The organism is Ruegeria sp. AB11, assembly GCF_056536325.1.
In genome coordinates, this window is record NZ_JBQFJO010000001.1 from 3485470 (window position 1) to 3508122 (window position 22653).

At 56.1% G+C, this 22653-nt stretch carries 27 protein-coding genes; 12 read left to right on the plus strand and 15 right to left on the minus strand.

The window, feature by feature from the left end; genetic code table 11:
* Positions 1–61 precede the first annotated feature (61 nt).
* Positions 62–997: a MurR/RpiR family transcriptional regulator gene (locus ACR3EJ_RS17420; protein ID WP_170543280.1), complete on the plus strand. Its 936-nt coding sequence runs from the start codon at positions 62–64 to the stop codon at positions 995–997.
* 333 nt (positions 998–1330) lie between these two features.
* Here ACR3EJ_RS17420 and ACR3EJ_RS17425 read toward each other — a convergent pair whose 3' ends face one another.
* Both ACR3EJ_RS17425 and ACR3EJ_RS17430 read right to left on the minus strand, forming a co-directional pair.
* The gene (locus tag ACR3EJ_RS17425) at positions 1331–1801 is read right to left on the minus strand and encodes a nucleoside deaminase (protein WP_170543278.1); all 471 of its coding nucleotides are present in this window, start codon (positions 1799–1801) and stop codon (positions 1331–1333) included.
* A gap of 81 nt (positions 1802–1882) precedes the next feature.
* Entirely contained in the window at positions 1883–3253 is a 1371-nt protein-coding gene (locus tag ACR3EJ_RS17430; protein WP_170543276.1) for an amidohydrolase, read from the minus strand.
* Between the two features lie 100 nt (positions 3254–3353).
* Here ACR3EJ_RS17430 and ACR3EJ_RS17435 point away from each other — a divergent pair, with 100 nt between their 5' ends.
* On the plus strand, positions 3354–4274 hold the full coding sequence (locus tag ACR3EJ_RS17435) for a LysR family transcriptional regulator (RefSeq protein WP_170703712.1): 921 nt from the start codon (positions 3354–3356) through the stop codon (positions 4272–4274).
* A 336-nt stretch (positions 4275–4610) separates the two neighbouring features.
* On the plus strand, positions 4611–5705 hold the full coding sequence (locus ACR3EJ_RS17440) for a BMP family ABC transporter substrate-binding protein (protein WP_480423191.1): 1095 nt from the start codon (positions 4611–4613) through the stop codon (positions 5703–5705).
* Between the two features lie 350 nt (positions 5706–6055).
* Here ACR3EJ_RS17440 and ACR3EJ_RS17445 read toward each other — a convergent pair whose 3' ends face one another.
* The gene (locus tag ACR3EJ_RS17445) at positions 6056–6325 is read right to left on the minus strand and encodes a DUF2312 domain-containing protein (protein ID WP_010443248.1); all 270 of its coding nucleotides are present in this window, start codon (positions 6323–6325) and stop codon (positions 6056–6058) included.
* Positions 6326–6472: 147 nt separating this feature from the next.
* Here ACR3EJ_RS17445 and ACR3EJ_RS17450 point away from each other — a divergent pair, with 147 nt between their 5' ends.
* Complete coding sequence (locus ACR3EJ_RS17450; protein WP_170543270.1) at positions 6473–6691, plus strand: hypothetical protein; 219 nt, start codon at positions 6473–6475, stop codon at positions 6689–6691.
* 9 nt (positions 6692–6700) lie between these two features.
* On the opposite strand, the gene ACR3EJ_RS17455 is transcribed toward ACR3EJ_RS17450, so the two are convergent.
* Positions 6701–6916 carry a hypothetical protein gene (locus tag ACR3EJ_RS17455; RefSeq protein ID WP_010443250.1) on the minus strand — a complete coding sequence of 72 codons (216 nt, stop codon included), beginning with the start codon at positions 6914–6916 and terminating at the stop codon, positions 6701–6703.
* A 242-nt stretch (positions 6917–7158) separates the two neighbouring features.
* On the opposite strand from ACR3EJ_RS17455, the gene ACR3EJ_RS17460 reads away from it, so the two are divergent.
* From ACR3EJ_RS17460 to ACR3EJ_RS17475, 4 genes are read left to right on the plus strand one after another with little or no spacing between them, the layout of a single operon-like run.
* Positions 7159–8022: an MBL fold metallo-hydrolase gene (locus tag ACR3EJ_RS17460; RefSeq protein ID WP_170543268.1), complete on the plus strand. Its 864-nt coding sequence runs from the start codon at positions 7159–7161 to the stop codon at positions 8020–8022.
* Between the two features lie 27 nt (positions 8023–8049).
* Positions 8050–8478 (plus strand): YeeE/YedE family protein, encoded by a 429-nt coding sequence (locus ACR3EJ_RS17465; protein ID WP_170543266.1) that lies wholly within the window; start codon positions 8050–8052, stop codon positions 8476–8478.
* Positions 8478–8909: a DUF6691 family protein gene (locus ACR3EJ_RS17470; RefSeq protein WP_010443253.1), complete on the plus strand. Its 432-nt coding sequence runs from the start codon at positions 8478–8480 to the stop codon at positions 8907–8909. Before ACR3EJ_RS17465 ends, ACR3EJ_RS17470 begins: the two co-directional genes overlap by 1 nt.
* Before the next feature lie 9 nt (positions 8910–8918).
* Positions 8919–9347, plus strand: coding sequence for a TIGR01244 family sulfur transferase (locus tag ACR3EJ_RS17475; RefSeq protein WP_170543264.1), 429 nt, complete (start codon positions 8919–8921; stop codon positions 9345–9347).
* Between the two features lie 5 nt (positions 9348–9352).
* On the opposite strand, the gene ACR3EJ_RS17480 is transcribed toward ACR3EJ_RS17475, so the two are convergent.
* From ACR3EJ_RS17480 to ACR3EJ_RS17500, 5 genes are all read right to left on the minus strand, one after another.
* A complete protein-coding gene (locus ACR3EJ_RS17480; RefSeq protein WP_170543262.1) occupies positions 9353–10447 on the minus strand; it encodes a flagellar motor switch protein FliM in 1095 nt (364 codons plus the stop codon).
* Positions 10448–10524: 77 nt separating this feature from the next.
* Positions 10525–13206 (minus strand): ATP-binding protein, encoded by a 2682-nt coding sequence (locus tag ACR3EJ_RS17485; RefSeq protein ID WP_170543260.1) that lies wholly within the window; start codon positions 13204–13206, stop codon positions 10525–10527.
* Positions 13194–13514 carry a hypothetical protein gene (locus ACR3EJ_RS17490; protein ID WP_170543258.1) on the minus strand — a complete coding sequence of 107 codons (321 nt, stop codon included), beginning with the start codon at positions 13512–13514 and terminating at the stop codon, positions 13194–13196. Before ACR3EJ_RS17490 ends, ACR3EJ_RS17485 begins: the two co-directional genes overlap by 13 nt.
* On the minus strand, positions 13511–13891 hold the full coding sequence (locus ACR3EJ_RS17495) for a response regulator transcription factor (RefSeq protein ID WP_170543256.1): 381 nt from the start codon (positions 13889–13891) through the stop codon (positions 13511–13513). The genes ACR3EJ_RS17490 and ACR3EJ_RS17495 overlap by 4 nt, the downstream gene beginning before the upstream one ends.
* A 78-nt stretch (positions 13892–13969) precedes the next feature.
* A complete protein-coding gene (locus ACR3EJ_RS17500; protein WP_170543255.1) occupies positions 13970–15265 on the minus strand; it encodes a helix-turn-helix transcriptional regulator in 1296 nt (431 codons plus the stop codon).
* A 176-nt stretch (positions 15266–15441) separates the two neighbouring features.
* On the opposite strand from ACR3EJ_RS17500, the gene ACR3EJ_RS17505 reads away from it, so the two are divergent.
* From ACR3EJ_RS17505 to aat, 4 genes are all read left to right on the plus strand, one after another.
* The gene (locus ACR3EJ_RS17505) at positions 15442–15978 is read left to right on the plus strand and encodes a helix-turn-helix domain-containing protein (protein ID WP_010443260.1); all 537 of its coding nucleotides are present in this window, start codon (positions 15442–15444) and stop codon (positions 15976–15978) included.
* A gap of 150 nt (positions 15979–16128) precedes the next feature.
* Positions 16129–16626, plus strand: a complete 498-nt coding sequence (gene accB / locus ACR3EJ_RS17510; RefSeq protein WP_170543253.1) for an acetyl-CoA carboxylase biotin carboxyl carrier protein — start codon at positions 16129–16131, stop codon at positions 16624–16626.
* A 9-nt stretch (positions 16627–16635) separates the two neighbouring features.
* Positions 16636–17985 (plus strand): acetyl-CoA carboxylase biotin carboxylase subunit, encoded by a 1350-nt coding sequence (gene accC / locus ACR3EJ_RS17515; protein ID WP_039534085.1) that lies wholly within the window; start codon positions 16636–16638, stop codon positions 17983–17985.
* Positions 17986–18033: 48 nt separating this feature from the next.
* Positions 18034–18666, plus strand: a complete 633-nt coding sequence (aat, locus tag ACR3EJ_RS17520; protein ID WP_170543251.1) for a leucyl/phenylalanyl-tRNA--protein transferase — start codon at positions 18034–18036, stop codon at positions 18664–18666.
* Here aat and ACR3EJ_RS17525 read toward each other — a convergent pair.
* The 6 genes from ACR3EJ_RS17525 to ACR3EJ_RS17550 all read right to left on the minus strand — a co-directional run bounded on the left by ACR3EJ_RS17525 (position 18630) and on the right by ACR3EJ_RS17550 (position 22492).
* The gene (locus ACR3EJ_RS17525) at positions 18630–18989 is read right to left on the minus strand and encodes a DUF2155 domain-containing protein (RefSeq protein WP_170543249.1); all 360 of its coding nucleotides are present in this window, start codon (positions 18987–18989) and stop codon (positions 18630–18632) included. The two genes, aat and ACR3EJ_RS17525, sit on opposite strands and share 37 nt — an antisense overlap.
* A complete protein-coding gene (gene mlaD, locus ACR3EJ_RS17530) occupies positions 18986–19438 on the minus strand; it encodes an outer membrane lipid asymmetry maintenance protein MlaD (RefSeq protein WP_010443265.1) in 453 nt (150 codons plus the stop codon). Before mlaD ends, ACR3EJ_RS17525 begins: the two co-directional genes overlap by 4 nt.
* 3 nt (positions 19439–19441) lie before the next feature.
* On the minus strand, positions 19442–19825 hold the full coding sequence (locus tag ACR3EJ_RS17535; protein ID WP_170543247.1) for an NADH:ubiquinone oxidoreductase subunit NDUFA12: 384 nt from the start codon (positions 19823–19825) through the stop codon (positions 19442–19444).
* 79 nt (positions 19826–19904) lie between these two features.
* Entirely contained in the window at positions 19905–20267 is a 363-nt protein-coding gene (locus ACR3EJ_RS17540) for a RidA family protein (RefSeq protein WP_170543245.1), read from the minus strand.
* Positions 20268–20458: 191 nt separating this feature from the next.
* Positions 20459–21724 carry an ATP-dependent Clp protease ATP-binding subunit ClpX gene (gene clpX / locus ACR3EJ_RS17545; RefSeq protein WP_010443268.1) on the minus strand — a complete coding sequence of 422 codons (1266 nt, stop codon included), beginning with the start codon at positions 21722–21724 and terminating at the stop codon, positions 20459–20461.
* Between the two features lie 135 nt (positions 21725–21859).
* Complete coding sequence (locus ACR3EJ_RS17550; RefSeq protein WP_010443269.1) at positions 21860–22492, minus strand: ATP-dependent Clp protease proteolytic subunit; 633 nt, start codon at positions 22490–22492, stop codon at positions 21860–21862.
* Positions 22493–22653: the final 161 nt, after the last annotated feature.

Below are 22653 nucleotides of genomic sequence, written 5' to 3' on the forward strand. Positions count from 1 at the left end.
TGCTCACTCACAGCGATGCATGTAACTAAGTTTCATGAGTGACTAGGAGAAAATCACGCACATGCCGAACCAACCGCGCCCTGTCTCAGATGAAAACGCGCCCCCGCATAAGGGCCGCATTGGCGCTGTGGATCTAATCCCGGCACTGCATAATACGCAGACCAAACTGGCAGTTCAGGAGCAGAAAGTCGCTGATTATGTAAAGGACCACCTCAACGAAATCAGCTCGATGACTATCGGGGATCTCGCGGAACGTTGTTCAGTCAGCAAGCCAACGGTGGTGCGGTTCTGCCGTAGCCTCGGCTGTGAAGGCTTTCGGGACTTCAAGCTTCGCCTGGCCCAGAACGTCGCCGTCAGCGCTCAGTACTTATACAGAAATGCCGGTGAAGAAAGCTCTGACGCGAATTCAGCGATTGACCAAGTCCTGGGGGCCTTGTTCGCGACCCTGGATGTCATGCGCGGTCAAATCGATACGGAGAGACTTGAAGAAGCAAGGGATGCCTGCCTGGACCGACGGCAGATCCTTTTTGCGGGAATAGGAGGAGGATCCTCTCTTGTCGCTCAGGAAGCATCCAATCGCTTTTTCAGGCTCGGGATTCCATCGTTCTTCGTCAATGATAGCTATGTCCTACAAATGCGCGCGGCCGCGCTTGGGCCCGAAGACGTTCTCTTCCTTGTTTCGGCGAGCGGTGAAGCCGACGCCATCGTTAGTGCGGCGGAAGTCGCTAATGGTTACGGCGCGACCACAATCAGCATCACCAAGCCCAACACCCGACTATCAGACATATCCAAAATTGCCCTGCTCACGGAATTGCCTGAAGACAGCGACATCTACAAACCTACGGCCTCGCGATATGCCCACCTCGCTATTGTTGATGCATTGGCCATGACCGTGGCGCAGGAGATGACCGATGAAACAAAGGAGAATCTTCGTCGAATTCGTGCGTCCTTGACGGCTTACCACGGAAGAACTGGCCCACAGCCCTTGGGCGACTAACCAAGGAACGAACAGATTAGTTTGTCTCAGCGCCGCTGATCAATATTAGTTCTGACCTGCACGGCAATCTCCGGCAACTGTGAGCCATTGAATTGGAACGCTTTTGCGAGTTTGGAAGCTTAGTGCGCGCCGTAGACCCAGATATAGATCGCAGTATTGGAAATGATGTGCTTACGACCATCGTTCACTGCAACTCGCATAGGCGACGAGTCGCGGCCCAAACCGGACATTCATAAAAAGGCTTTGAAGTTTCTGGGATGTGCATCAAATTCGACGCTTCAATTTGGGAATATAAGGCTCATTTGGCAAATTGTTCTCCGAGCTGAAATCCAACTACCAGAAACCCGTATGACCCTCGGTAACTTCATCTTCGATTTCGGCAAATGGCCCGCGGGTTTCTACTTTTCGTTGCCCGGCCGCAAATACGGTTTCGCAAGGCAGATCCAGCGTCAGGTTCTCTTCATTGTCGCCGGTGAGTACAGCCAATCGCTTCTCTGTCATCCCGTAGACGACTACCCCGATCCCAGCCCAGTAACATGCACCAGCGCACATACAACAAGGTTCCACCGAAGTATAAAGCGTACATCTTTCCAAATAATCCGGTTGATACTTTCTGCTTGCCGCTCGGGCAACGTTCAACTCTGCATGTCCAATCCCTTTTTCATACGAATAGGTATTTCCAGCGCGGAGCAGAATATCACCTTGGGGACCGACTAGGATGGCTCCAAATGGATGATTGCCGGATTCCCGGCTCTCTTTGGCTATCCTGATGGTTTCGCGCAGATATTTTAGATCATTCAGCATTTATTTTCCAATTCCAATTGCAAGTTTGTCTAGCGCGATTTTCCATTGTTTAACGTTCTGCACCAAGATTGGTGCCACTGTTCACACGGGGCTGACCGCCCCATCCACATTATCGGCCAGAAAAGCCGCGCGGCGCTCAAACAGCCCAGGAAGCACAGTATGAACCTCACCGATCAGATCAGACATTTCAGCGGTCACAAGCCGTCCATCGCTAACAATCGGATTTCCGTCTACCATTGTCATGACTACGTCCGAGCCCCGCGCTGAATGCACAAGATTGTAATGGAGGTTAAAGAATTCACCCTCGCCAATCAAAGGCGTCATCCGCGGCGTATCGGTTCGTACCGCAATGATGTCAGCTTTCTTGCCGACCTCCAACGAGCCGATCTCATCCTCAAGACCGACGCTTCTTGCGCCGTCGATTGTGCCCATTCGCAGGACCTCCCACGCGTCCAAAGCACTGGCGTCCAGATTGTTCAGCTTTCCAAGAAGAGATGTGCACTTCATGTCGTCGAACATATCGAGGTTGTTGTTCTCTTTTTCACCATCTGTGCCGATTCCGACTGCAACACCCGCCCTGAGCAGCTTTTCAACCGGTGCAATGCCACTTGCCAGCTTCATATTACTGACCGGGTTGTGGGCAACGCCAACGCCATTTTCGGCAATGACCTCGATCTCGGAATCGTCCAACCAGACACAATGGGCCAGCAGTGTATTTCGAGGCTCAAAGAAGCCCAGATCCTTGAGAACGTGAACTGAGCGCTTGCCGTAACGGCGATCCATTTCCCGTAATTCTATCTCGGCTTCATTACTATGCGTGTGGAAGCCGGTATCGTACTTCAGCGCAAGATCAATGAAGTCCCGGTGCTTTTCGGGTGACGCATAGAACAAGTGTTCCAGGCCCACCCAGACATTGATCCGACCCTCCGCCCTTCGATGCCAGTCACCCAGAAGCTTTTCGTTGGATGCGAGAGTCTCAAAATAGTTGTAGTCCGGATGCTCACCAACATACGGCACAAGCACAGCACGTGTGCCGATTTTATCGGCGGCCTTCGCACTGCCATGCATGTACCGCCACATGTCCACGATTGTCGTCGACCCGGAAAGGGCTGATTCCGCATAACAAAGCCATGAGGCAGCTTCTGCCTCACGCGCATTGAGCACCCGGTGCATCGGGTCGATATACATGCGGAGCCAATCCCAGACGGGCAATCCCTCGGCAGTTCCGCGCAAAATGCCCGAATGGCAATGCGCATTGACGAGGCCGGGCATTAACAAGCAGTTGCGAAACTCCTGAATTTCGGCTTGCGGGTTTTCGCGGACCAGCTGATCTTGCGACCCAACAGCGGCGATTTCATGTCCACTCACGAGCACCGCTGCATCGTTCAAGACGGTATTTTGCGCATCCATTGTCAGTACGTGCGGTGCGCACAGCAGGACATCACGTGTCATCTCTCTACCCTTTTTAGAATTTAGTTAAGGCTAGGAGGATGTGGTGTTCCAATCTATGATAATAAACTGCACAAGATGATCGAAAAATTAGGACGCTACCATGCCGCTGCTTACTCAGGCCGCCCACGTTCTTGAAATTGTTGCTAGTTCAGGCTCGATCCGGAAGGCATCGGAAAGAGTGAACCTGGCCCCTTCCGCGATAAACCGGCATGTGCTGAACCTCGAGCGGGAACTGGGCACCCCACTATTCCTTCGCCATGCCAAAGGAATGAATTTGACCGAAGCTGGAAAGCTCGTCGTTGACTACATACGGGAATTCCAAATCCAGGATCAGACCCTGCGAAGTGAAATCGAAGTCCTGAAAGGGCGTGTCGGCCACGTACGTTTGGGAATTATGGAATGCTTTGCCGAAGGCTTTCTGGCGACGGTGTACGATGAGGTGAGACAAAAACACGGTTCCGTGGCCATTGATGTCGTCGTGGCCGGGACATCCCAACTGGTTCAGCAAATGCTTGCAGGCGAACTTGATCTAGTTGTTGCATTTAACATGCCCGGAGATCTTGGTTTCCGTTGTCACTATGAATCAAGGCTGGATATCGGAGCTGTCATGAAACCTACACCAGAGCTTCGATCAAAGGGTGTGGTTGGAAAAGACGAACTACAAGGACAGCAATTGGTGCTTCCGGATCGTTCCTTGTCATTGAACGCAACGGTGAAATCCATGATCCAGCGTATGGGCCTGAATTCGCAGGCGATAGCTAAATCCAACTCCGTAAGCGCGATAAAACAGCTTGTCATTCAGGGTGCTGGCATCAGCTTTTTGACCTGGGCGGATGTGCGCGATGAAGTGACCAGAGGCGACTTGCTCTTCTGCCAGATTGAAGGCCAGAACATATACGAACTTCTGACCCTCAGTGGTCGCAACCCCGCGCAGATGTCTGAGACCACGCAAGCCCTCGCGCAAATATGCGTGCAGACCTTGGAGAAGATTGAAGCTGGGGCAAAAACCACGGCTGCGTGACAGGTTTTTTTGTTGGGGGCGGCTTGCCGCGGCAGGTCACAAGTCGTGTGTTTCCGCGAAATGCGGCTCGAAGGTATTTTATATGCCATTGAAGATGGAACAGCCCGTTATGGCGTTCTGATTTTGCGTACGCATCAAGCGAATGTATGCGCTTGATTGCATCGGCAACTGATCAATAATTTTCCTCACCAAGTCCAAACAAGAAGCCGAAACAGTGTCAGGCTTCGTGCAACGTCGCAATGCGTGTTGTCACCCGATGCTTGCAGCAAATCGCGAGCACGGTGTCACGACCACCTTGGATCGTTGCATCCGGTGGATGAACAAGGAGGAAATTCAATGGAAAACTGGCTCAAATTGAAAACCCTAGCAGCAAGCGGGTTTTGCATTGCCGCTTCAATAGTGCTGGGTTCAGGACCAGGTTTTGCTCAAGAAAAACTGAAAGTTGGATTTGTTTACCCAAGTCCGATTGGCGACAACGGCTGGTCCTATCGCCATGAGGTCGGACGGCAGGACGTCATTGCTCATTTTGGCGACCAGATCGAAACTACATTTGTTGAAAGCGTACCCGAAGGTCCTGATGCCACCCGCGTCATCACCCAGCTTGCCTTAACCGGCCACGAGCTGATTTTTACCGCTTCATTTGGCTTTATGGAGCCGACGCTGCAAGTAGCCTCAAAGTTTCCGGACGTCCATTTTGAAAACAACACCGGCTTCAAGACCGCACCCAATGTCAGCGTGTACAATGCGCGTTTCCACGAAGGTCGGGTTGTCTTTGGAACAATCGCCGGGATGATGACCGAAACAAATACAGTGGGCTATATCGCTTCTTTCCCGATCCCCGAAGTCATCATGGGGATCAACGCCTTTACGCTGGCCGCACAAAAGGTAAACCCGGATGTCGAGGTTAAGGTGGTCTGGGTCAACACGTGGTACAACCCGGCATTGGAAGCAGATGCCGCGCAGGTTTTGCTCGACCAGGGCGCTGACTTTATCACTCAACACACAAACAGCCCGGCCCCCTGCCAGAGAGCCGAAGAGGCAGGTGTTTTCTGCTTCGGACAGGATGCGGACATGTCACAATTCGCTCAAAGGGCGCACCTTACAGGTATCGTGAACAATTGGGGACCTTACTACATTCAACGGGTTCAGGATGTCCTGGACGGCACGTGGGAAACCGATCACACTTGGGATGGTATCAGTGGGGGACTGGTCATGTTGGCGCCATATGACGACGCGTTGCCAGATGACGTGAGAACTGCCGCGACCAATGTCGAGCAAGCGCTGAAAGATGGAACATTGAACCCGTTTGCTGGCCCCATCACCAACGCAAATGGTGAAACGGTGATCGAAGAAGGCGAAGCGCTGACCGACAAGCAAGTTCATGAGATGAACTGGTTTGTGCAAGGTGTCGATGGCGAGCTGCCAACCTGACGAAAGTTGCGATCTAGCAAAAACGCGTGTTGCTGAACGTCTCCTGAGGCAAGCTTCTCCCCGCTTCAAGAAAGGAGAGTGCCGTAACCGCCAGGTGAGCGCGTCGAAACCGGCGCGCTCACTCATTCTACTGTGTCGTTCACATACCGCACCCTTTGGGCCAAGAAGGTGTTTGATAGGCAAACCCGCTCAATTCACTTCTCAATCCAGCTGATCTTTGTTCCCTGAAGACTGGTTCGTGCCATAAGCCCCAGACGTCGGTGCTATGTTCCGCTTTGTGCGTTCGTAATCCCGACACCAAGCAGTATTCAAGAAACCTTAGGCTGCGGAGCTGGTTCATTGGCTCGGTTTTAGGTCATACCAAGCGCTTCTTTGTACATTTCAAGAACCGCTTCTTCTTCGGCGATATCGTCCTTGTCGCGCTTGCGCAAGGCGACGACCTTGCGCATGACTTTGGTATCGTAGCCACGGGCTTTGGCCTCGGCCATGACTTCTTTCTGCTGGTCGGCAATATCTTTCTTTTCGGCTTCAAGACGCTCGAAACGCTCGATGAACTGGCGCAGCTCGCCTGCGGTCACTCGGTAATTTGCTGCGGCCTGATCTTCAGTGATGTCTTCCATCTGCGTCTCTCCCAAGGGCTGAAAATAAGCAGCCGGATACATCGGCACCGACCCGATCGCAAGCAGACAATCCATACGACGGGCTTGTCTGAATGGTATCGATCCGCTAAGCGCAACGACGGGTTCAACGGGTGAGCGTAAACAACTATGTTCGACATTATCGTCTGGGGCGGTGCCGCCCTGTCCATGGCCGGGCTGATCGGTCTGGTCTGGTGCATCTTGCGGGTGATAAAAGCGCGCAAAGCTAACCTGACCGATGAAGAACTCCGCGCTGCAGTTCAGGGCGTATTACCCTGGAATCTTGCATCCCTTTTCCTGTCGGTTCTGGGGCTAATGATGGTTATCCTCGGAATTTCTTTTAGTTAACCGAACAGATCACACGGGCATATTGTCGAACCGCGCCTCTAGCGCATCTTCGCACAGCGCTGCATCCAGCCGCCGCAAGCGCGAAGGTATCTGAACACGCTGCGCGCGCATTTTATCCAGAACCTGACTGACACGGGGCTGAAGAGCCAGCCGAGTCTCCAAGCATGCACCATGTAGCCTTTCTTCCAGCCGTTCCGCCTCTGTATAAAGATCCTGAGCAGTCATTTGCATCCTCCCATACAATGCCAGTCTGCCTGATATTGGTAACAAGATTAAGACCAGCACGAGACCGGGCCAAAACACCGCGGAATCTTGCCTGTGAGGGCCAAATTCCGTCAATATGACCTTGGTCGCCCAAAACATATGCTCAATTCGCGGCATTTGCTTTGACAGACATCAATTCGTGATTTGGCACTTTAATCACATTCCAGTATTGATATATGAGTTAGAGCCGAACGGAGGATCCCATGACGCCCATAGTGAAAGCTTTTTTTGACCCTCAGACCTTCACAGTCTCATATTTGGTGCAGGAGCCCGAAGGACAGGCCTGCGCCATCATCGACAGCGTTTTGGATTTTGATCACGCCTCGGGTCGCACTGACACCAGTTCGGCCGATCAGATTGTCGAATATGTGACCGACAACGGGTTGAAGGTGGAATGGATACTGGAAAGCCATGTCCATGCCGATCACTTGTCAGCAGCACCCTATCTGCAGGAAAAGCTGGGTGGAAAAATCGGGATCGGTGAGAATATCGTAGTTGTGCAGGACACATTCGGCAAAGTGTTCAACGAAGGGACCGAGTTCCAGCGTGATGGCAGCCAATTCGATGCTCTGTTTACGGAAGGGGCCAGCTTTCACATCGGCCAAATGCGCGGGGACGTCCTGCATACGCCGGGTCATACTCCGGCCTGCATGACCTATGTGATCGGCGACGCAGCATTCGTTGGCGATACATTGTTCATGCCGGATTTTGGAACCGCACGCTGCGATTTCCCGGGCGGATCTTCGGAGGATCTATTTGCCTCAATCCAAAAGATTTTAGCATTGCCCGACGAAACACGGGTATTCGTAGGGCATGACTATAAGGCACCCGGACGAGATGAATTTGCCTGGGAAACGACGGTAGGCGAACAGAAGGCGTTGAATGTCCATATCGGACAAGGCCGAAGCGTTGAGGAATTTGTCGAGATGCGCGATGCGCGGGATGCGACCTTGGCAATGCCACGTCTGATTTTACCCTCTCTGCAGGTCAATATGCGGGCCGGTCAGATGCCACCGGCGGATGAACAAGGTGATGTTTTCATGAAAATTCCGGTCAACAAGCTTTGACACGGAATATCGGGTGAGGATCTAGAAATGAATGTGGAGTGGATGTGGGGTCTTGCGGGTGGCCTGCTGATCGGGCTGGGTGCCGCTGTATATCTTCTGTGCAATGGTCGGATCATGGGAGCCAGTGGCATTCTTGGCGGATTGGTTGAGCGCAGCGACCGCAGTGCAATGACGGAACGCTTAGCCTTTGTTATTGGGCTGATCGGGATACCTTTCTTGCTACGCCCCTTGATTGCACCACAGACTCAGACTCATCTGACCGCGGATTTAGCAATTGTGATCCTGGCCGGGTTATTGGTCGGTGTGGGCACGCGGATTGCAAATGGGTGCACCTCGGGTCACGGCGTCTGCGGGATTTCTCGCTTCTCCCTGCGCGGGATTGTCGCCACGGTTTTCTATATCCTTGCTGGCGGGTTAACGGTTGTTCTGTTTCGCCAAGTTCTGGGGGTGATCTGATGCGCTCAGTATTTGCTTTTCTCGCCGGAGGTTTGTTTGGCACCGGGCTGTTGATCTCGGGCATGACCAACACCACCAAGGTGCAGGGATGGCTGGATGTGTTCGGCAACTGGGACCCGACGCTGGCCTTTGTCATGGGCGGGGCGATCCTGCCCATGTTGGTGGCGTGGCAAATGACCCGGAACCGAACGCCGCTGGTAGGTGGCAAATTTCCTGCTCCACCTCGTGTTGAGCTGGATCGTCGGCTGATCGTTGGTTCGGTTCTGTTCGGGGTTGGCTGGGGGTTGGCAGGTCTGTGCCCGGGCCCGGCGATGGCCTCGCTCAGTTATGGTGGTGTTGGCGGAATTGTGTTCCTAATCGCAATGATTGCGGGCATGTTGGCCGCGCCAAAGCTGGGTGCACAACTGGACAGGATGGCTGACGCGGCCTAATCAGTTGTCATGGAGATTCGACCGATTACCCCCCGCTATGCCGTCTCACCCCAGATCACGGTTGAGGATGTGCCAGCCATCGCCAAGGCAGGTTTCGTCAAGGTGATTTGCAACCGTCCTAATACCGAGGTGCCGCCAGATCAGCAGTCTGATGCCATCGGGCAGGCCGTGCGCGAGGCCGGAATGGAATACGAGGTATTGGAGCTGACGCACCAGACTATGACGCCAGAGAATGTCGCCCTGCAGCGCGATCTGGCCGAAAGCTGCAGCGGGCCTGTCCTGGCCTATTGCGCATCCGGTACCCGTTGCTCGGTTGTTTGGGCGCTGGGACAGTGCAACCGGCTAAGCACGGATGAAATTCTGGACGCGACGGGTAAGGCTGGCTATGCGCTCGACGGGCTTCGCCCAGCGCTGGAGCAATTGCGCGCACAGGACTAAGCCACCTAGTACGGCCCATCGCCCTCAGGCGCTGGCAGTCCAGCAAGATGTGAAATCTCGGCAACGCGTTGGTCAGGATTCGATGGCAAAATATCATCCGGGTTAAGCAGAGTATCATTCATTTCCTGTTCGCTGGTCACAATTTTTTCGTCCGGCAACGCTGACTTTTCGTCATCGTCCAGTTTGGAAACTGGGCCAGACTTGCGAGCCAGAAAGGACTGTTCGTCCTTCGTTGGCAATGTCGCGACCGGATTGTGTTCATTTATCCGAACCGCGCGCATCCCACCGCATTGCCCCAACCGACCAATCGCCATACGGGCACGGTCGATTGACAGAACTTCAACCCGATCCACACGCGCGCCTTGCAACGGAATTACGTCGCCAACAGTCAACTCTGACAGAGCAGTCAACGGCAGTGAAATACGGCTGATTACAGCGTTCAGTTCAGCGCGCATCACGCCGGATGCCTGATCGAGGTTCTTACCCGCGAGACTGTTTTCCGCCTCCTGCTCCGCATCAGATAGAGGTCGGTCAGGCAACAACACGCAAACCTCCCCCTGTCGGCTACCGCCAGCCAACTCGACTGTCAGATCGAATACACGATATGCCTCATCCATCAGCGCCAGTGTCAGGCTGCGCCGATCTTCAGCCCGCGATGTAAACTCAAACCCCGACAGGCTGGCCATATCCGCCGGGGATTCGACCAGCTTCTGCGCCCGGCCCAGCATATCCTCGATTAAAGGGGCGACCATGGCGGCGTCAGTGTCCGTAAACATTCGCTCCGACGGTGGATCAGAGGTGACAATTGCGATCGTCTGCTGCTGAATCACGGCCGACACGCATCCCGGGTCCAGACACACTGCCGCCACGCTACCGTGATCCGAGCCAAAAAGCAGTATCAACCAACCCTGTTTCAATCGCGCGGTCACATCCTCCTGCGCACGCAACGCCTGTTTGGCCCCGATGACTGCCAGCGCAAGCCCCATGCCATCACCTGCCGCCCGCGCCAAACCAAGCCGCAGGGCACGTAGAATTGAACGGGGTGTATCAACTCCACCCTGCCTCGCCGATAGTTTGCGTGCCAATGCTGATTTGGTCATCGCCCCGCTCTGCCCTCTTAGAATACACCTAGAAATTGTGTAACCCGCAGATCGTTACAAATATCTTTATGACATCCTCATTGCGCGGCCTGCCGATAAGCAAGTGGCAGACTGACACGGAAGGCGGCTCCTGCCTGCCCAGGCAAATAGGCGACTTCGCCCCCTAGGCGCTGCATGATCTCGCGACAAATCGCCAAACCCAACCCGGCCCCACCCGCCTTGTCCGAGCCAACGCGGGCAAATTTCTCGAACACCAGCGATTGCGCCTCAGTCGGGATGCCGTCGCCATTGTCGATGAAATCAATCACCACCTGCCCGCCAACGTCATGCGCCGATATCGTCAGCACCGGTTCATCAGCGTCGCAGTATTTCTGAGCATTCGAGATCAAATTTATGAAGACCTGCCCCAGCCGATCCAGATCAGTGTAGAGCGGGATGCGTTCGTTGGCGCGCACCCGCCGGACACCAATCTTGCGATCACTGCCTGCCAGAGCGCTTGAGACAGCGCGATCCAATACCTCGTTCAGCGTTGCGTCATCCATATTCAGGCTGACCTGCCCGCTTTCCAGGACGCTCAAATCCAGCAGATCGTCCAGCAGCCGGGTCAGACGCAGCGACTCGTCATGAATGATCGCAGCATAGCGGGTCTGCTCATCTGCGCTCAGGCCCTCGGCGTCGCGCAGGATTTCGGAAAAAGCGCGGATCGAGGTCATCGGCGTGCGCAATTCGTGGCTGACCTGACTGAGAAAGGCGTCTTTCTGCTTTGATACTTGGGTGAGCTTGGCGTTGGCCTCCCTTAACTGGCGCGCAGTGCGGCTGAGTTCAGCCGATTTCGCTTCGAGCTGGCTGGAATATTCCAGCATCTGAGCGGATTCGTCGGCTACGGCCAGCAGGTCCTCGACCGAAACAGACGCACCACCCACGATCTGACCAATCATCGCATGGGCGGTTGCGGCACCTACCGAACCGCTGAGTTCACGTTCCAGCCGTTCCAGAAACTGCGGAGTTGGTTCGGGAAGACGTCCAGGCCGGCCATTCTGCCGTTCCGCTTCGGCCTGAAAGAATTCCTGCGCGGGTATGGTGCCCAAAATCCGCTGGGTCATGATCATCAGATCTTCGCTTTGCGCGACTGACCCGGTCCAGCCGCGCGCCGAAACCGAGTGGTCGAAGACATTGACGAATTGTGCACCCTGCAGGCGTTCCAGCGGGCTTGGAAAGCTGAGCATCGAAGCGACGCAGAAGGCGATTGTGTTCAGTGACAGCGACCACATGACTGTATGCACCATCGGATCAATTCCTTCGATCCCAAAGAGCGCTTGCGGGCGTAGCCAGCCCCAGCCGAAAGGTCCGTTTTCGATCACCGACGCCGGGATGATACCACCTTCCATGCCGGGCAGCAGCAGAGTATAAATCCACAGGAAGAACCCAACACTGAGCCCCACCAACGCCCCGGTTCTGGTCGCACCGCGCCAGAACAAACCACCCACCAGAGCGGGCAGGATCTGAGAGATCCCGGCAAAGGCCACCAGACCGATAGAAGCCAGTGCAGCCCCGCCACCTGACAAGCTGTAGTAGAAATAGCCCAGTGCCATGATCACAGCGATCGAGACACGGCGGGCCATCAGAACGATGGTCCGGACATCACCGGATACCGACGCGGTGCCTTCCTGCGTATTCAGCCAGATCGGCATGACCAAGTGGTTCGAGACCATGGTCGACAGCGCCATGGCCGTGACGATCACCATCGACGTAGCCGAGGAGAACCCGCCGATGAAGGACAGCATCGCCAGCCAGTCATTGCCCTGCGACAGCGGCACGGTCAGCACAAACAGGTCCGGGTTCGATCCCTCAGGCATCAGGTCCAGCCCGACCACCGCGATCGGCACCACAAATAGGCTCATAAGCAGCAGATAAAGCGGAAAAGCCCAGGCTGCAGTGCGCAGATGGCCTTCGTCATCATTCTCGACCACCATGACCTGAAACATCCTTGGAAGGCAGACAAAAGCCGCTGCCGAGAGGAAGATGAAAGTGGTCCAGCGCCCGGCATCCACATGCCACTGACCAATCTCAGACGCGTCGATCTGGTCCATCATCGGCCCCAGCCCCCCCGCGACGCCCCAGACGACAAAGATACCAACCGCCAGCAGAGCAAAGAGTTTAACAACTGATTCCAAGGCAATAGCCGTGACAACGCCGTGGTGGCGCTCGTTTGCGTCCAGATTGCGAGTGCCGAAGAGGATCGCAAAGACCGCCAGACCGGCAGCGACCCAGAATACGCTGGATCCCTCGCGGTAAAGGCCGGTTGGATCAGCCTCGGCAAAGATCGAAAAGGACAGCGTGATCGACTGCAATTGCAGCGCGATATACGGCGTGCCACCCAGCACCGCCAAGATCGTCACGCAAACCGCCAGGGTGTTGGACTTGCCGTAACGCGACGAGATCAAGTCAGCGATGGAGGTTACGCGCTGGCTGCGTCCGATACGAACCAACTTGCGCAGGCCCCACCACCAGCTGATCATTACCAGAGTTGGACCCAAATAGATGGTCACAAATTCCAGCCCAGAACGCGCGGCGTTGCCGACCGCGCCATAGAATGTCCAGGCGGTGCAATAGATCGACAGAGAGAGCGTATAGATCAGCGGGGACCGAAGCCATTTCCCACCTCCGCGTGCCGCAACCCGATCAGCAGCAAAGGCCACGCCGAATAGCAGCACCACGTAGCCCAGACAGACCAAGATCAGGACATTCAGCGTCGCCATGACTCGGCCCCGGGCTCGGCGTTCTCGCGTGCTGCCATACGCCTGGCAGCAATGCCAAAGACCACACTGATCAGAATCAGAACCCCCCAGCAGGCAAAGATGTAGAACATGGCTGAGGAAAGCGACAACGCCTCGGCACTTTCACTTTCATCAGGCCACAGAAGCGGTAGCGCAAGCAGGGCGGCCCCCAGAAATGGCAGCAGTCGCGCCGCATCCGCCAGTCTTCGCCGACGATAACCCTGCCGCTCGAGAAACAGAGATGGTCGGGCCGGCGAGGGCCGGCCTTTACCGTCGTCCGGGGAATTCATGACTGTGACGCCTGCGCATGCAGGTCACGCACCGCCGTCAAAACCTCGGCATTCGAGAACGGCTTGGTCATGAAACGACTGACCCCGGCCTGTTCGGCCATCTCCCGGTCACGGGATTGCCCGCGCGCAGTCAGCATCAGGACGGGCAATGCCTTCATCTCCTCATACTCGCGCAGATCACGCAGCACATCCATTCCGCTTTTACCCGGCAACATCACATCCAGAATCACCAAATCGGGCTGAGCGGACAGGATTATCTGCACCGCGTCCGTTCCCTCGGCATGCGTTTCAACCTGCCACCCTTCACGCGTCAGCAAAAAACGGATCGCCTCGGTGATATTGGGTTCATCCTCGATCAACAGAACCTTACGGCTCATATTTGTACTTCCTCCCCAGGACCGGTTGCACGTCCGGCCACCTGTCCAGACCAGCTTAAGCGCAGCGTCACGAAACTGTCAAAACCCTTCGCTCAAGATCGACGGTTCCCGACGTGCGCCGCAATCTCGTTTGGGGCAAATCCGACAACTGACCCCGACTTGCGCCGCGTTCTCCGTCGGCCGCACGGTGTCTTCAACCGGCAGCACCAACATGACCGAACGGTAGACCGGCTCGGCTCCGAACGCCTCGGCCGGTTGGGGGGAGGCGATGGCGAAACATTCAAACTGGGCGGCGGTGCGGCCAAGCTGCACGACGCGCTTGCGGATCGGCACCAGAGGACGGTTCAGCGCCGTGAACAAAGGCCAGAGCGGGCACGCCTCGCCATGGCGCGGCAGGGCAAAGCCCGGCGCAGGCTTATAGAAAAGAACGCTGCCCGAGGCGTCGCAGATCACCAGCCCTGCAGGACGTGCCAGCGTGCCTTCGGGCAGAAAGGCCAACCGTCGCAGCACCGTAACCAAATCCACCGAAAATGCTGCCGCCAGGGCCAGCGGGTCAGGATCTGTTGTATCAAGTGCGGAGCGCACCTGATCCAACGGCATGGCCAGCGCATCGGCTGCGTAAAGGTTCAGCAAGCCCGAGGCTACGGCGTTGGCGGCGGAGGACTCAAACCCATCCAGCAGCACATCGGTTAATTCCCCTCCAGCTTCGAGTTCCGGGAAATGATATCCCTGTTCAGCAAAAAAGGCCTCGACCGCATCAAGGGGGATGCCACGCAGATCGCGTTGCCCGTCACTGTCATCAAGATAGGCCACAAGCGCTTTGGAGCTTTCAGCGAGCCGCTCGGCATCCTGATGCAGATTGCGATGGAAGCGGTCGCGCCATTCGGCCTCGATCTCTCCGGGTTCGGCCAGAATCGCGGCAGTTGAACGAATGGCGGCAGCGGTCGACAGCACCTCATGCATCGAAGCGGCCAGATGTGGGTCATGGGTCAAACGATCCGAAAGGGTTTCGACTGTACGTTCCAAAGTCACTACGCGGCGATGCATCTGTGCCAGAACGCCAGACCAGCCGGGAAAGCGTCCGGCGAATTCTTCGAGCCCGTCGACCTCGGCCTTCTGACCAACCGCATCTGCCGCCGCCTCGCGCAGGGCTGAGATGAGCGTATCTTCTATCCCTTGCGTCAGCAGCGATGGTTCCACTGACAATGCCGCCGCAATATCAATCAGAAGCTTGCCACCAATGCGGCGGCGATTGTGTTCGATCAGGTTCAGATACGATGCCGAAATCCCCACCTGCCGCGCCAGTTCCGCCTGTCGCAACCCCGAGATTTGCCGCCTTTCGCGTATCCGGCTGCCGGTAAGGGTATCTCGCATCTTGTTTGTATCCTTGACGACTGCAATCTGATTTGCAGAATAACTGCATGATTTTTAACCCTTGGCGAAGAATTATCAAAGAAGATTTACAACTTTGACAGCGACAACAGAAAGAAAGAAACCCTTTCCCGCCACCTGCTCTTCTAATTCAACGCAATACCCGTCACGATAAGTACATGAGCGATCCCGCCTTCGAATACGCCCCTATCGGCCTTGTTGAGCTTGAGAACCGGATCATCCGGCGGTGCAATTTGCAATTTGCGCGGACCTTTGGCGGGGATGAAGCTGATTACCGCAACATGCCCTTGCTACATCTTTATCCCTCGGTTGCCGACTGGGAGCGGATTGGAGCACGCAGCCTGCAAGTGATGCGCGACACCGGGTACTATACGGATGAACGAGTTATGCGGAGGCGCGACGGGGACCTGTTTTGGTGCCGCGCACGAGGGCGGTCCCTTACGCCCGACGATCCGTTTCGTCACGGGATATGGAGCTTTTCGGATATCTCGGAAGAACGCCCACTTGTGCAATTGACCACCCGCGAACGCGAAGTCGCCATCCTGTCCTGCCGCGGCCTGTCTGCAAAAGAAATCGGAGTGGAGTTGGGGCTGAGTTATCGCACAATCGAGGCCTATCGCGCTCGTCTTCTAGAGAAATATGGCGCTCGAAAGCTGCCCGAGTTGGTGGCAAAACTGTCAGGGACGCCGCTGTAATTGCAGCGCCCCTCGAACTTGAAGCGGAAACCCCTATTTAACGGGCTCAGTCGACGCTTTTCATGGGCGTCTGCATAGCTTATAACCCTGCGTAATCAGACCAAGCCCGCAGGGAACAGACGGGCCATAGGGGAACCTTCGAGGACACTCATGACAGATACCAAACACGAAGCGGATGTCGCGTTTATCAAGGCACTGGCCGAACTGCTGCGCGAAAACGACCTGACCGAACTGCAGGTCAAACGCGAATATGGCGATGACGACAGCCTGAATGTCCGCGTCAGCCGTATGTCGCAGACTGTTGCCGCTCCGGTTCAGGTGGCGGTTCCTGCGGCAGCACCCGCAGCCGTACCTGCTGCTGCACCCGCACCAGCCGCAGAGGCGCCTGCTGCGATGGACGATCCCGCCAGCCACCCCGGCGCAGTGACTTCGCCCATGGTCGGCACCGTTTACATGCAGCCCGAACCGGGCGCGCCTGCATTTATCTCGATTGGTGCGTCGGTATCCGAAGGCGACACGCTGCTGATCGTCGAAGCCATGAAGACTATGAACCACATCCACGCACCCAAGTCGGGCACCATCAAGCGCATTCTGGTCGGCGATGGTGATGCCGTGGAATTCGGCACGCCTCTGGTCATCGTTGAGTAAGGCGGGCCCATGTTCGACAAAATCCTGATTGCCAACCGAGGCGAGATCGCCCTGCGCGTGATCCGTGCTGCCCGCGAGATGGGGATCAAGACGGTCGCCGTGCATTCAACCGCCGACAGCGACGCGATGCATGTGCGTATGGCCGACGAATCGGTCTGCATTGGCCCACCGCCCAGCCCGCAAAGCTATCTGTCCGTGCCCGCGATCATCTCGGCCTGTGAAATCACCGGCGCGCAGGCGATCCATCCTGGCTATGGCTTCCTGTCCGAGAATGCCGAATTTGTGCAGATCGTCGAAGATCACGGCATCACCTTCATCGGACCCACCGCGGAACATATTCGCGTCATGGGCGATAAGATTACCGCCAAGGACACGATGAAGGAACTGGGCGTGCCTTGCGTTCCCGGCTCCGATGGCGGCGTTCCCACACTGGAAGATGCCAAGCGCATCGGCGAAGAGTTCGGCTATCCCGTCATCATCAAAGCCACCGCCGGCGGCGGCGGTCGCGGCATGAAAGTCGCAATGACCGCAGATGAGATGGAAAGCGCCTTCATGACCGCGCGCGCCGAAGGCAAAGCCGCCTTTGGCAATGACGAGGTCTATATCGAGAAATACCTGACGACGCCGCGCCACATCGAGATTCAAGTTTTCGGTGACGGCAAGGGCAAGGCGGTTCATCTGGGCGAGCGCGACTGCTCGCTGCAGCGTCGTCACCAGAAAGTGTTCGAAGAGGCCCCCGGCCCATGCATCACCCCTGAAGAACGCGCCAAGATCGGTAAGGTTTGCGCCGACGCGGTGGCCAAGATCAACTATATCGGCGCTGGCACCATCGAGTTCCTCTATGAGAATGGCGAGTTCTACTTCATCGAGATGAATACCCGTCTGCAGGTGGAACATCCGGTGACCGAAGGCATCTTTGGCGTCGATCTGGTACGAGAGCAGATCCTTGTCGCCGCTGGTGAGGACATGTCGTTCGGTCAGGACGATTTGGAGATCAATGGCCACGCCATTGAGGTTCGTATCAACGCGGAAAAACTGCCGAACTTCTCGCCTTGCCCCGGTAAGATCACGGCCTATCACGCGCCGGGTGGTCTGGGTGTGCGGATGGATTCGGCGCTCTATGATGGCTACTCGATCCCACCGTATTACGACTCGCTGATCGCAAAGCTGATCGTGCAAGGCCGCGACCGAGCTGAAGCATTGGCCCGTCTGGAACGCGCATTGGGAGAGCTAATCGTCGACGGCATCGACACTACCGTGCCGCTGTTTCATGCGCTGTTACAGGAACCTGACCTGCATAGCGGTGACTACAACATCCACTGGCTGGAGCACTGGCTTGCGGAGAACATGGCCCAATAGGAAAACGGGATCAGAGGGCTACGGCCCTCTGGTCCCGGGGCACCCGGCATGAGCCTTTCCCCTGAACTTCTGCTGCATGGCTACTCCATCGGCATCTTTCCGATGGCCGAGCACCGCGATGACCCCGAGCTGTTCTGGGTCGATCCCAAGTTTCGGGGTGTTTTTCCGCTGGACGGGTTCCACATCTCGCGCAGTCTGGCGCGCCGCATCCGGACCTGCGGGTTTACGGTAAGCATCAATCAGGACTTTGTGGGCGTGGTGGATGGCTGCGCCGACCGCTCGGATACATGGATCAATCCCGAACTGCGCCGCCTGTATCAGGAACTACATCGGGCCGGCCGCGCGCATTCCCTCGAAGTCTGGGAGGGTGCTTCGCTGATTGGCGGGGTTTATGGCGTGGTTCTGGGCGCAGCCTTTTTTGGCGAAAGCATGTTTTCGCGCCGCTCGGACGCATCGAAGATCGCACTTGCTTATCTGGTGGATCGGTTGCGCCAAACCGGGTTCACGCTGTTCGATACGCAGTTTCTAACCGCGCATCTGGCCTCATTGGGCGCGATCGAAATCCCGCGTGCAGTTTATCACAGCGAGTTGAAACAAGCGATTGATCTAAAAGCGGATTTCACCACTGATCTGCAGCAGACGCCTCAGGGTGTGATACAGCGGATCACCCAGACATCGTAACGCGCATGGTCCAGCGCATTCAGCGCGGGTGAGGTCGCGATCATCCAGCCATCAAATAACTGCTGCGCCTTGCCCTGTTCCCAGATCGTCAGATAGGCAAAGGCGTCGCCTGTGGGGTTGTCAGCCGGGTAGCGGCAATCGCCCAGTGCAACGTCCAAGCCGAACACGTTCGCCGTCTGTCCGTTCTGAACCTCAATATCCAAGGTCTGCCCGCTAACCTTATCCAGCCCGCGCAGCATGGCGCCCGGACCGGATTCTACCTTTTGCTGTGCAGCCGCAGCAGTCACGGTGACCAGCAGCGCAGCGAGGGCCGCACGGATCATTCGCTGCCGTCCCCTGCAACAAACTTGACCAACAATGAGATCAGGCTGACCGCGCCCTGCGTGTCCTCGATCTCATCACCCGGCTCAAAATAGAACGGAGAGCCGCCGGGCATCACCTCAACAAAATTGCCTCCCAGCAACCCTTCTGAGGAAATTACAACTGCGCTGTCATCCGGGATCAGAATGCCATCCGCCACAGAAAATTGTGTATCGGCACGGTAGGTGTCAGAATTCAGTGTAACGCCCGTTACTGTACCGATTTTCACACCGGCTAGGCGCACATCGGTTCCAACGCCGACACCTTCAAGAGAACGAAAAGACGCGCCCAGCTCGTATCCTGCGCTGGACTGGGACAGGCCAGTGGACTGGCTGGCATAGACGCCAAAAGCAATGGCGCAGGCTAGAACGGCACCGCCGACAATAACTTCGGTCTTGGTATGAGCTGACATTGCTTATTCCGGGCTCCACGCCTCGTAGTCCGTGCGCTCTACCGGATCAGCACGACGCAGCGACCCTGCCGGAGCATAGGCCAGCGCGGTTCCCGTCAGGTTTTCCTGATGCGGTTTCTCCCAGGATTTGTGGGCCAGAGGTTTGTCGGTTGGCGGTTCATCCCAAGTGCGATGCAGCCATCCATGCCAATCAGGGTCAATCCGGCTGGCCTCGGCCTCACCATTGAAGATCACCCAACGTTTGCTGTCGTCTGCGTTACGATAGAACACGTTGCCTTCATCGTCTTCACCGACCTTGATCCCTTTGCGCGCAGTGTAGAACTGCGTGTTCAGGGTGGCTCCGTTCCACCAGGTCACGGCCCGCAATAGACTGTTCAGGATTCCCATCGGCTGCCTCCGGCATTTCTGTCCCCGAAGATATGGACCAAAGGCACGCTGAGGTCCAGTGCCACCGGGCTCGCCTGCGTCATTCCGGCAGAATAGCGGTAACCTCAATTTCAATCCGATATTTCGGATCGATCAACCCGCATTCAATCATCGTGGCTGCAGGAGGGTTCGCGCCAAACCTCTCGGCCAAAACAGGCCAGCAAGGTTCGAACTCGGTGCGATCCGGCAACATATAAGTGACACGCACAATGTCCGAGAGCGATGCGCCTGCCTCGATAAGTGCATGTTCGATAATCGACAGAGCTGAGCGACATTGGTCAACCACCGTGTCCCCCTGACCTACAGTCCCCGCGACATGAACCCAGCCTCTAGTGACAACTGCGCGGCAATAGCCGGCCTTGGCCTCGAATTCGCCGCCAGAAGATATCCGTTTGATTGCCATGGTCGCCTACTAAAATTGCCTCAATGACCTCAAAGCCGATTCAATGCGAGGCTCTGCCTCACGCTCCGAAGCATCAATAGCCAGATGAAGAGCGGACCCCTGCTTCATCTGGCTATAAATACTTCGGGGGAGACGCCCAATGGCGACGGGGCAGAGCCCCCTAACCAGTGCCGCGGGCAATCAGCCTCGGCTCAACCAGCGGAAGCAGATTCAGCTGTATCAGCGTAGATGATTAGTGGTTGCGAATCCGACGTTACCGCTTCCTCATTGACTACGACTTCGGTTACGTTCTTCATGCCCGGCAGTTCGAACATTGTATCCAGCAGGATGTCTTCGAGGATCGAACGCAGACCACGCGCACCGGTTTTGCGCTCGATCGCTTTTTTCGCAATCGCTTTCAGCGCGTCATCGGTAAAGCCCAGTTCGGCGTCTTCCAATTCGAACAGGCGCTGGTATTGCTTGACCAAAGCGTTCTTGGGGCTGGTCAGGATGGTAACCAGCGCATCTTCGTCCAGATCTTCGAGCGTTGCCAGAACCGGCAGACGGCCAACAAATTCAGGGATCAGGCCAAACTTCAGCAGATCCTCGGGTTCAAGATCCTTGAAGATCTCGCCCACACCGCGTTCGTCATTGTCGCGGACATCAGCCCCAAAGCCCATAGCCGAGCCCTTGCCGCGCTGCGCAATGATCTTGTCGAGGCCTGCAAAGGCACCACCACAGATAAACAGGATATTTGTGGTATCCACCTGCAAGAATTCCTGCTGAGGATGCTTACGGCCACCCTGCGGCGGAACGCTGGCCACGGTGCCTTCCATCAGCTTCAGCAGCGCCTGCTGAACACCCTCACCCGAGACATCGCGAGTGATCGATGGATTCTCGGACTTACGAGTGATCTTGTCGACTTCGTCGATATAGACGATGCCGCGTTGTGCGCGTTCGACATTGTATTCGCTGGCTTGAAGCAGCTTAAGAATGATGTTTTCGACATCCTCACCCACGTAGCCGGCTTCCGTCAGCGTGGTTGCGTCCGCCATCGTAAACGGCACATCCAGAATCCGTGCCAGCGTTTGCGCCAGCAAGGTCTTTCCGCAACCGGTGGGACCGATCAACAGGATGTTGGATTTGGCAAGCTCGATATCACTGCCCGCTTTCTGGGCGTGATTCAGACGCTTGTAGTGGTTGTGTACCGCAACCGATAGAACCCGCTTGGCGGTGGCTTGACCGATCACGTAATCATCCAACACTTCGCAGATATCCTTGGGCGTTGGCACGCCGTCCGAGGATTTCAGGCCGCTGGCCTTTGTCTCTTCACGGATGATGTCCATGCACAGCTCGACACATTCGTCGCAGATGAACACTGTCGGGCCTGCGATCAGCTTACGCACCTCATGCTGGCTTTTGCCGCAAAAGCTGCAATAGAGCGTGTTCTTGCCGTCACCGCCTGAATTCGTTGCCATGCTTTACCCCTCGGGCTCCGTCTCAGCAGCCCGTCTCAGGACCGCGCTTGCCGTATATGCCTGCAGCTTAGGCCAGCCCTCTGGCAGCTACAATCTCAAAATCAATCCTCACGCCTTACGCGCGCGGATTTGAACCTAGGCGTCGTCGCCGTCCATTTTGGCGCGGTTCTCGACGATCTCGTCGATGTGACCCCACTCCTTGGCCTCTTCCGGGCTCATGAAATTGTCGCGATCCAGAGCCTTTTCAACCGCCTTTTTTGTCTGACCCGTATGACGAACATAGATATCATACAGGCGATCCTTCAGCTTTTGGGTCTCTGCTGCGTGAATCATAATGTCGCTGGCTTGACCCTGATATCCACCGCTGGGCTGATGCACCATGATCCGGCTGTTGGGCAGAGAAAACCGCATTCCCTTCTCGCCACCAGCCAAAAGAACGGACCCCATCGAAGCCGCCTGACCGATCACCAATGTAGAACATTTCGGCTTGATATACTGCATTGTGTCGTAAATCGACAAACCGCTGGTGACCACGCCACCGGGCGAATTGATGTAAATCGAGATTTCCTTGTTCGGGTTTTCCGCCTCAAGATGCAGCAGCTGAGCGACGACCAGATGGCTCATTCCATCGTGGATCGGTCCGTTGATGAAAATAATTCGCTCTTTCAGAAGGCGAGAGAAAATATCATACGCGCGTTCGCCCCGGCTGGTCTGCTCGACGACCATGGGGACGAGAGTGTTCATATATGTTTCAACTGGATCGAACATTCGGAACCTGCCTGCTTTGCGATGGATCGGGACTTTACCCGAAGAAGAGTTACCCGAGTCTTAGTGCTGCTGTTAGGGGGCTGCAAGGGGGGCTGAGCGTTCCGAGGAATTCCTTCGGTTTCCGAAACTCCTCCACGAGAGGTCTGGCAAACCGACAGGAA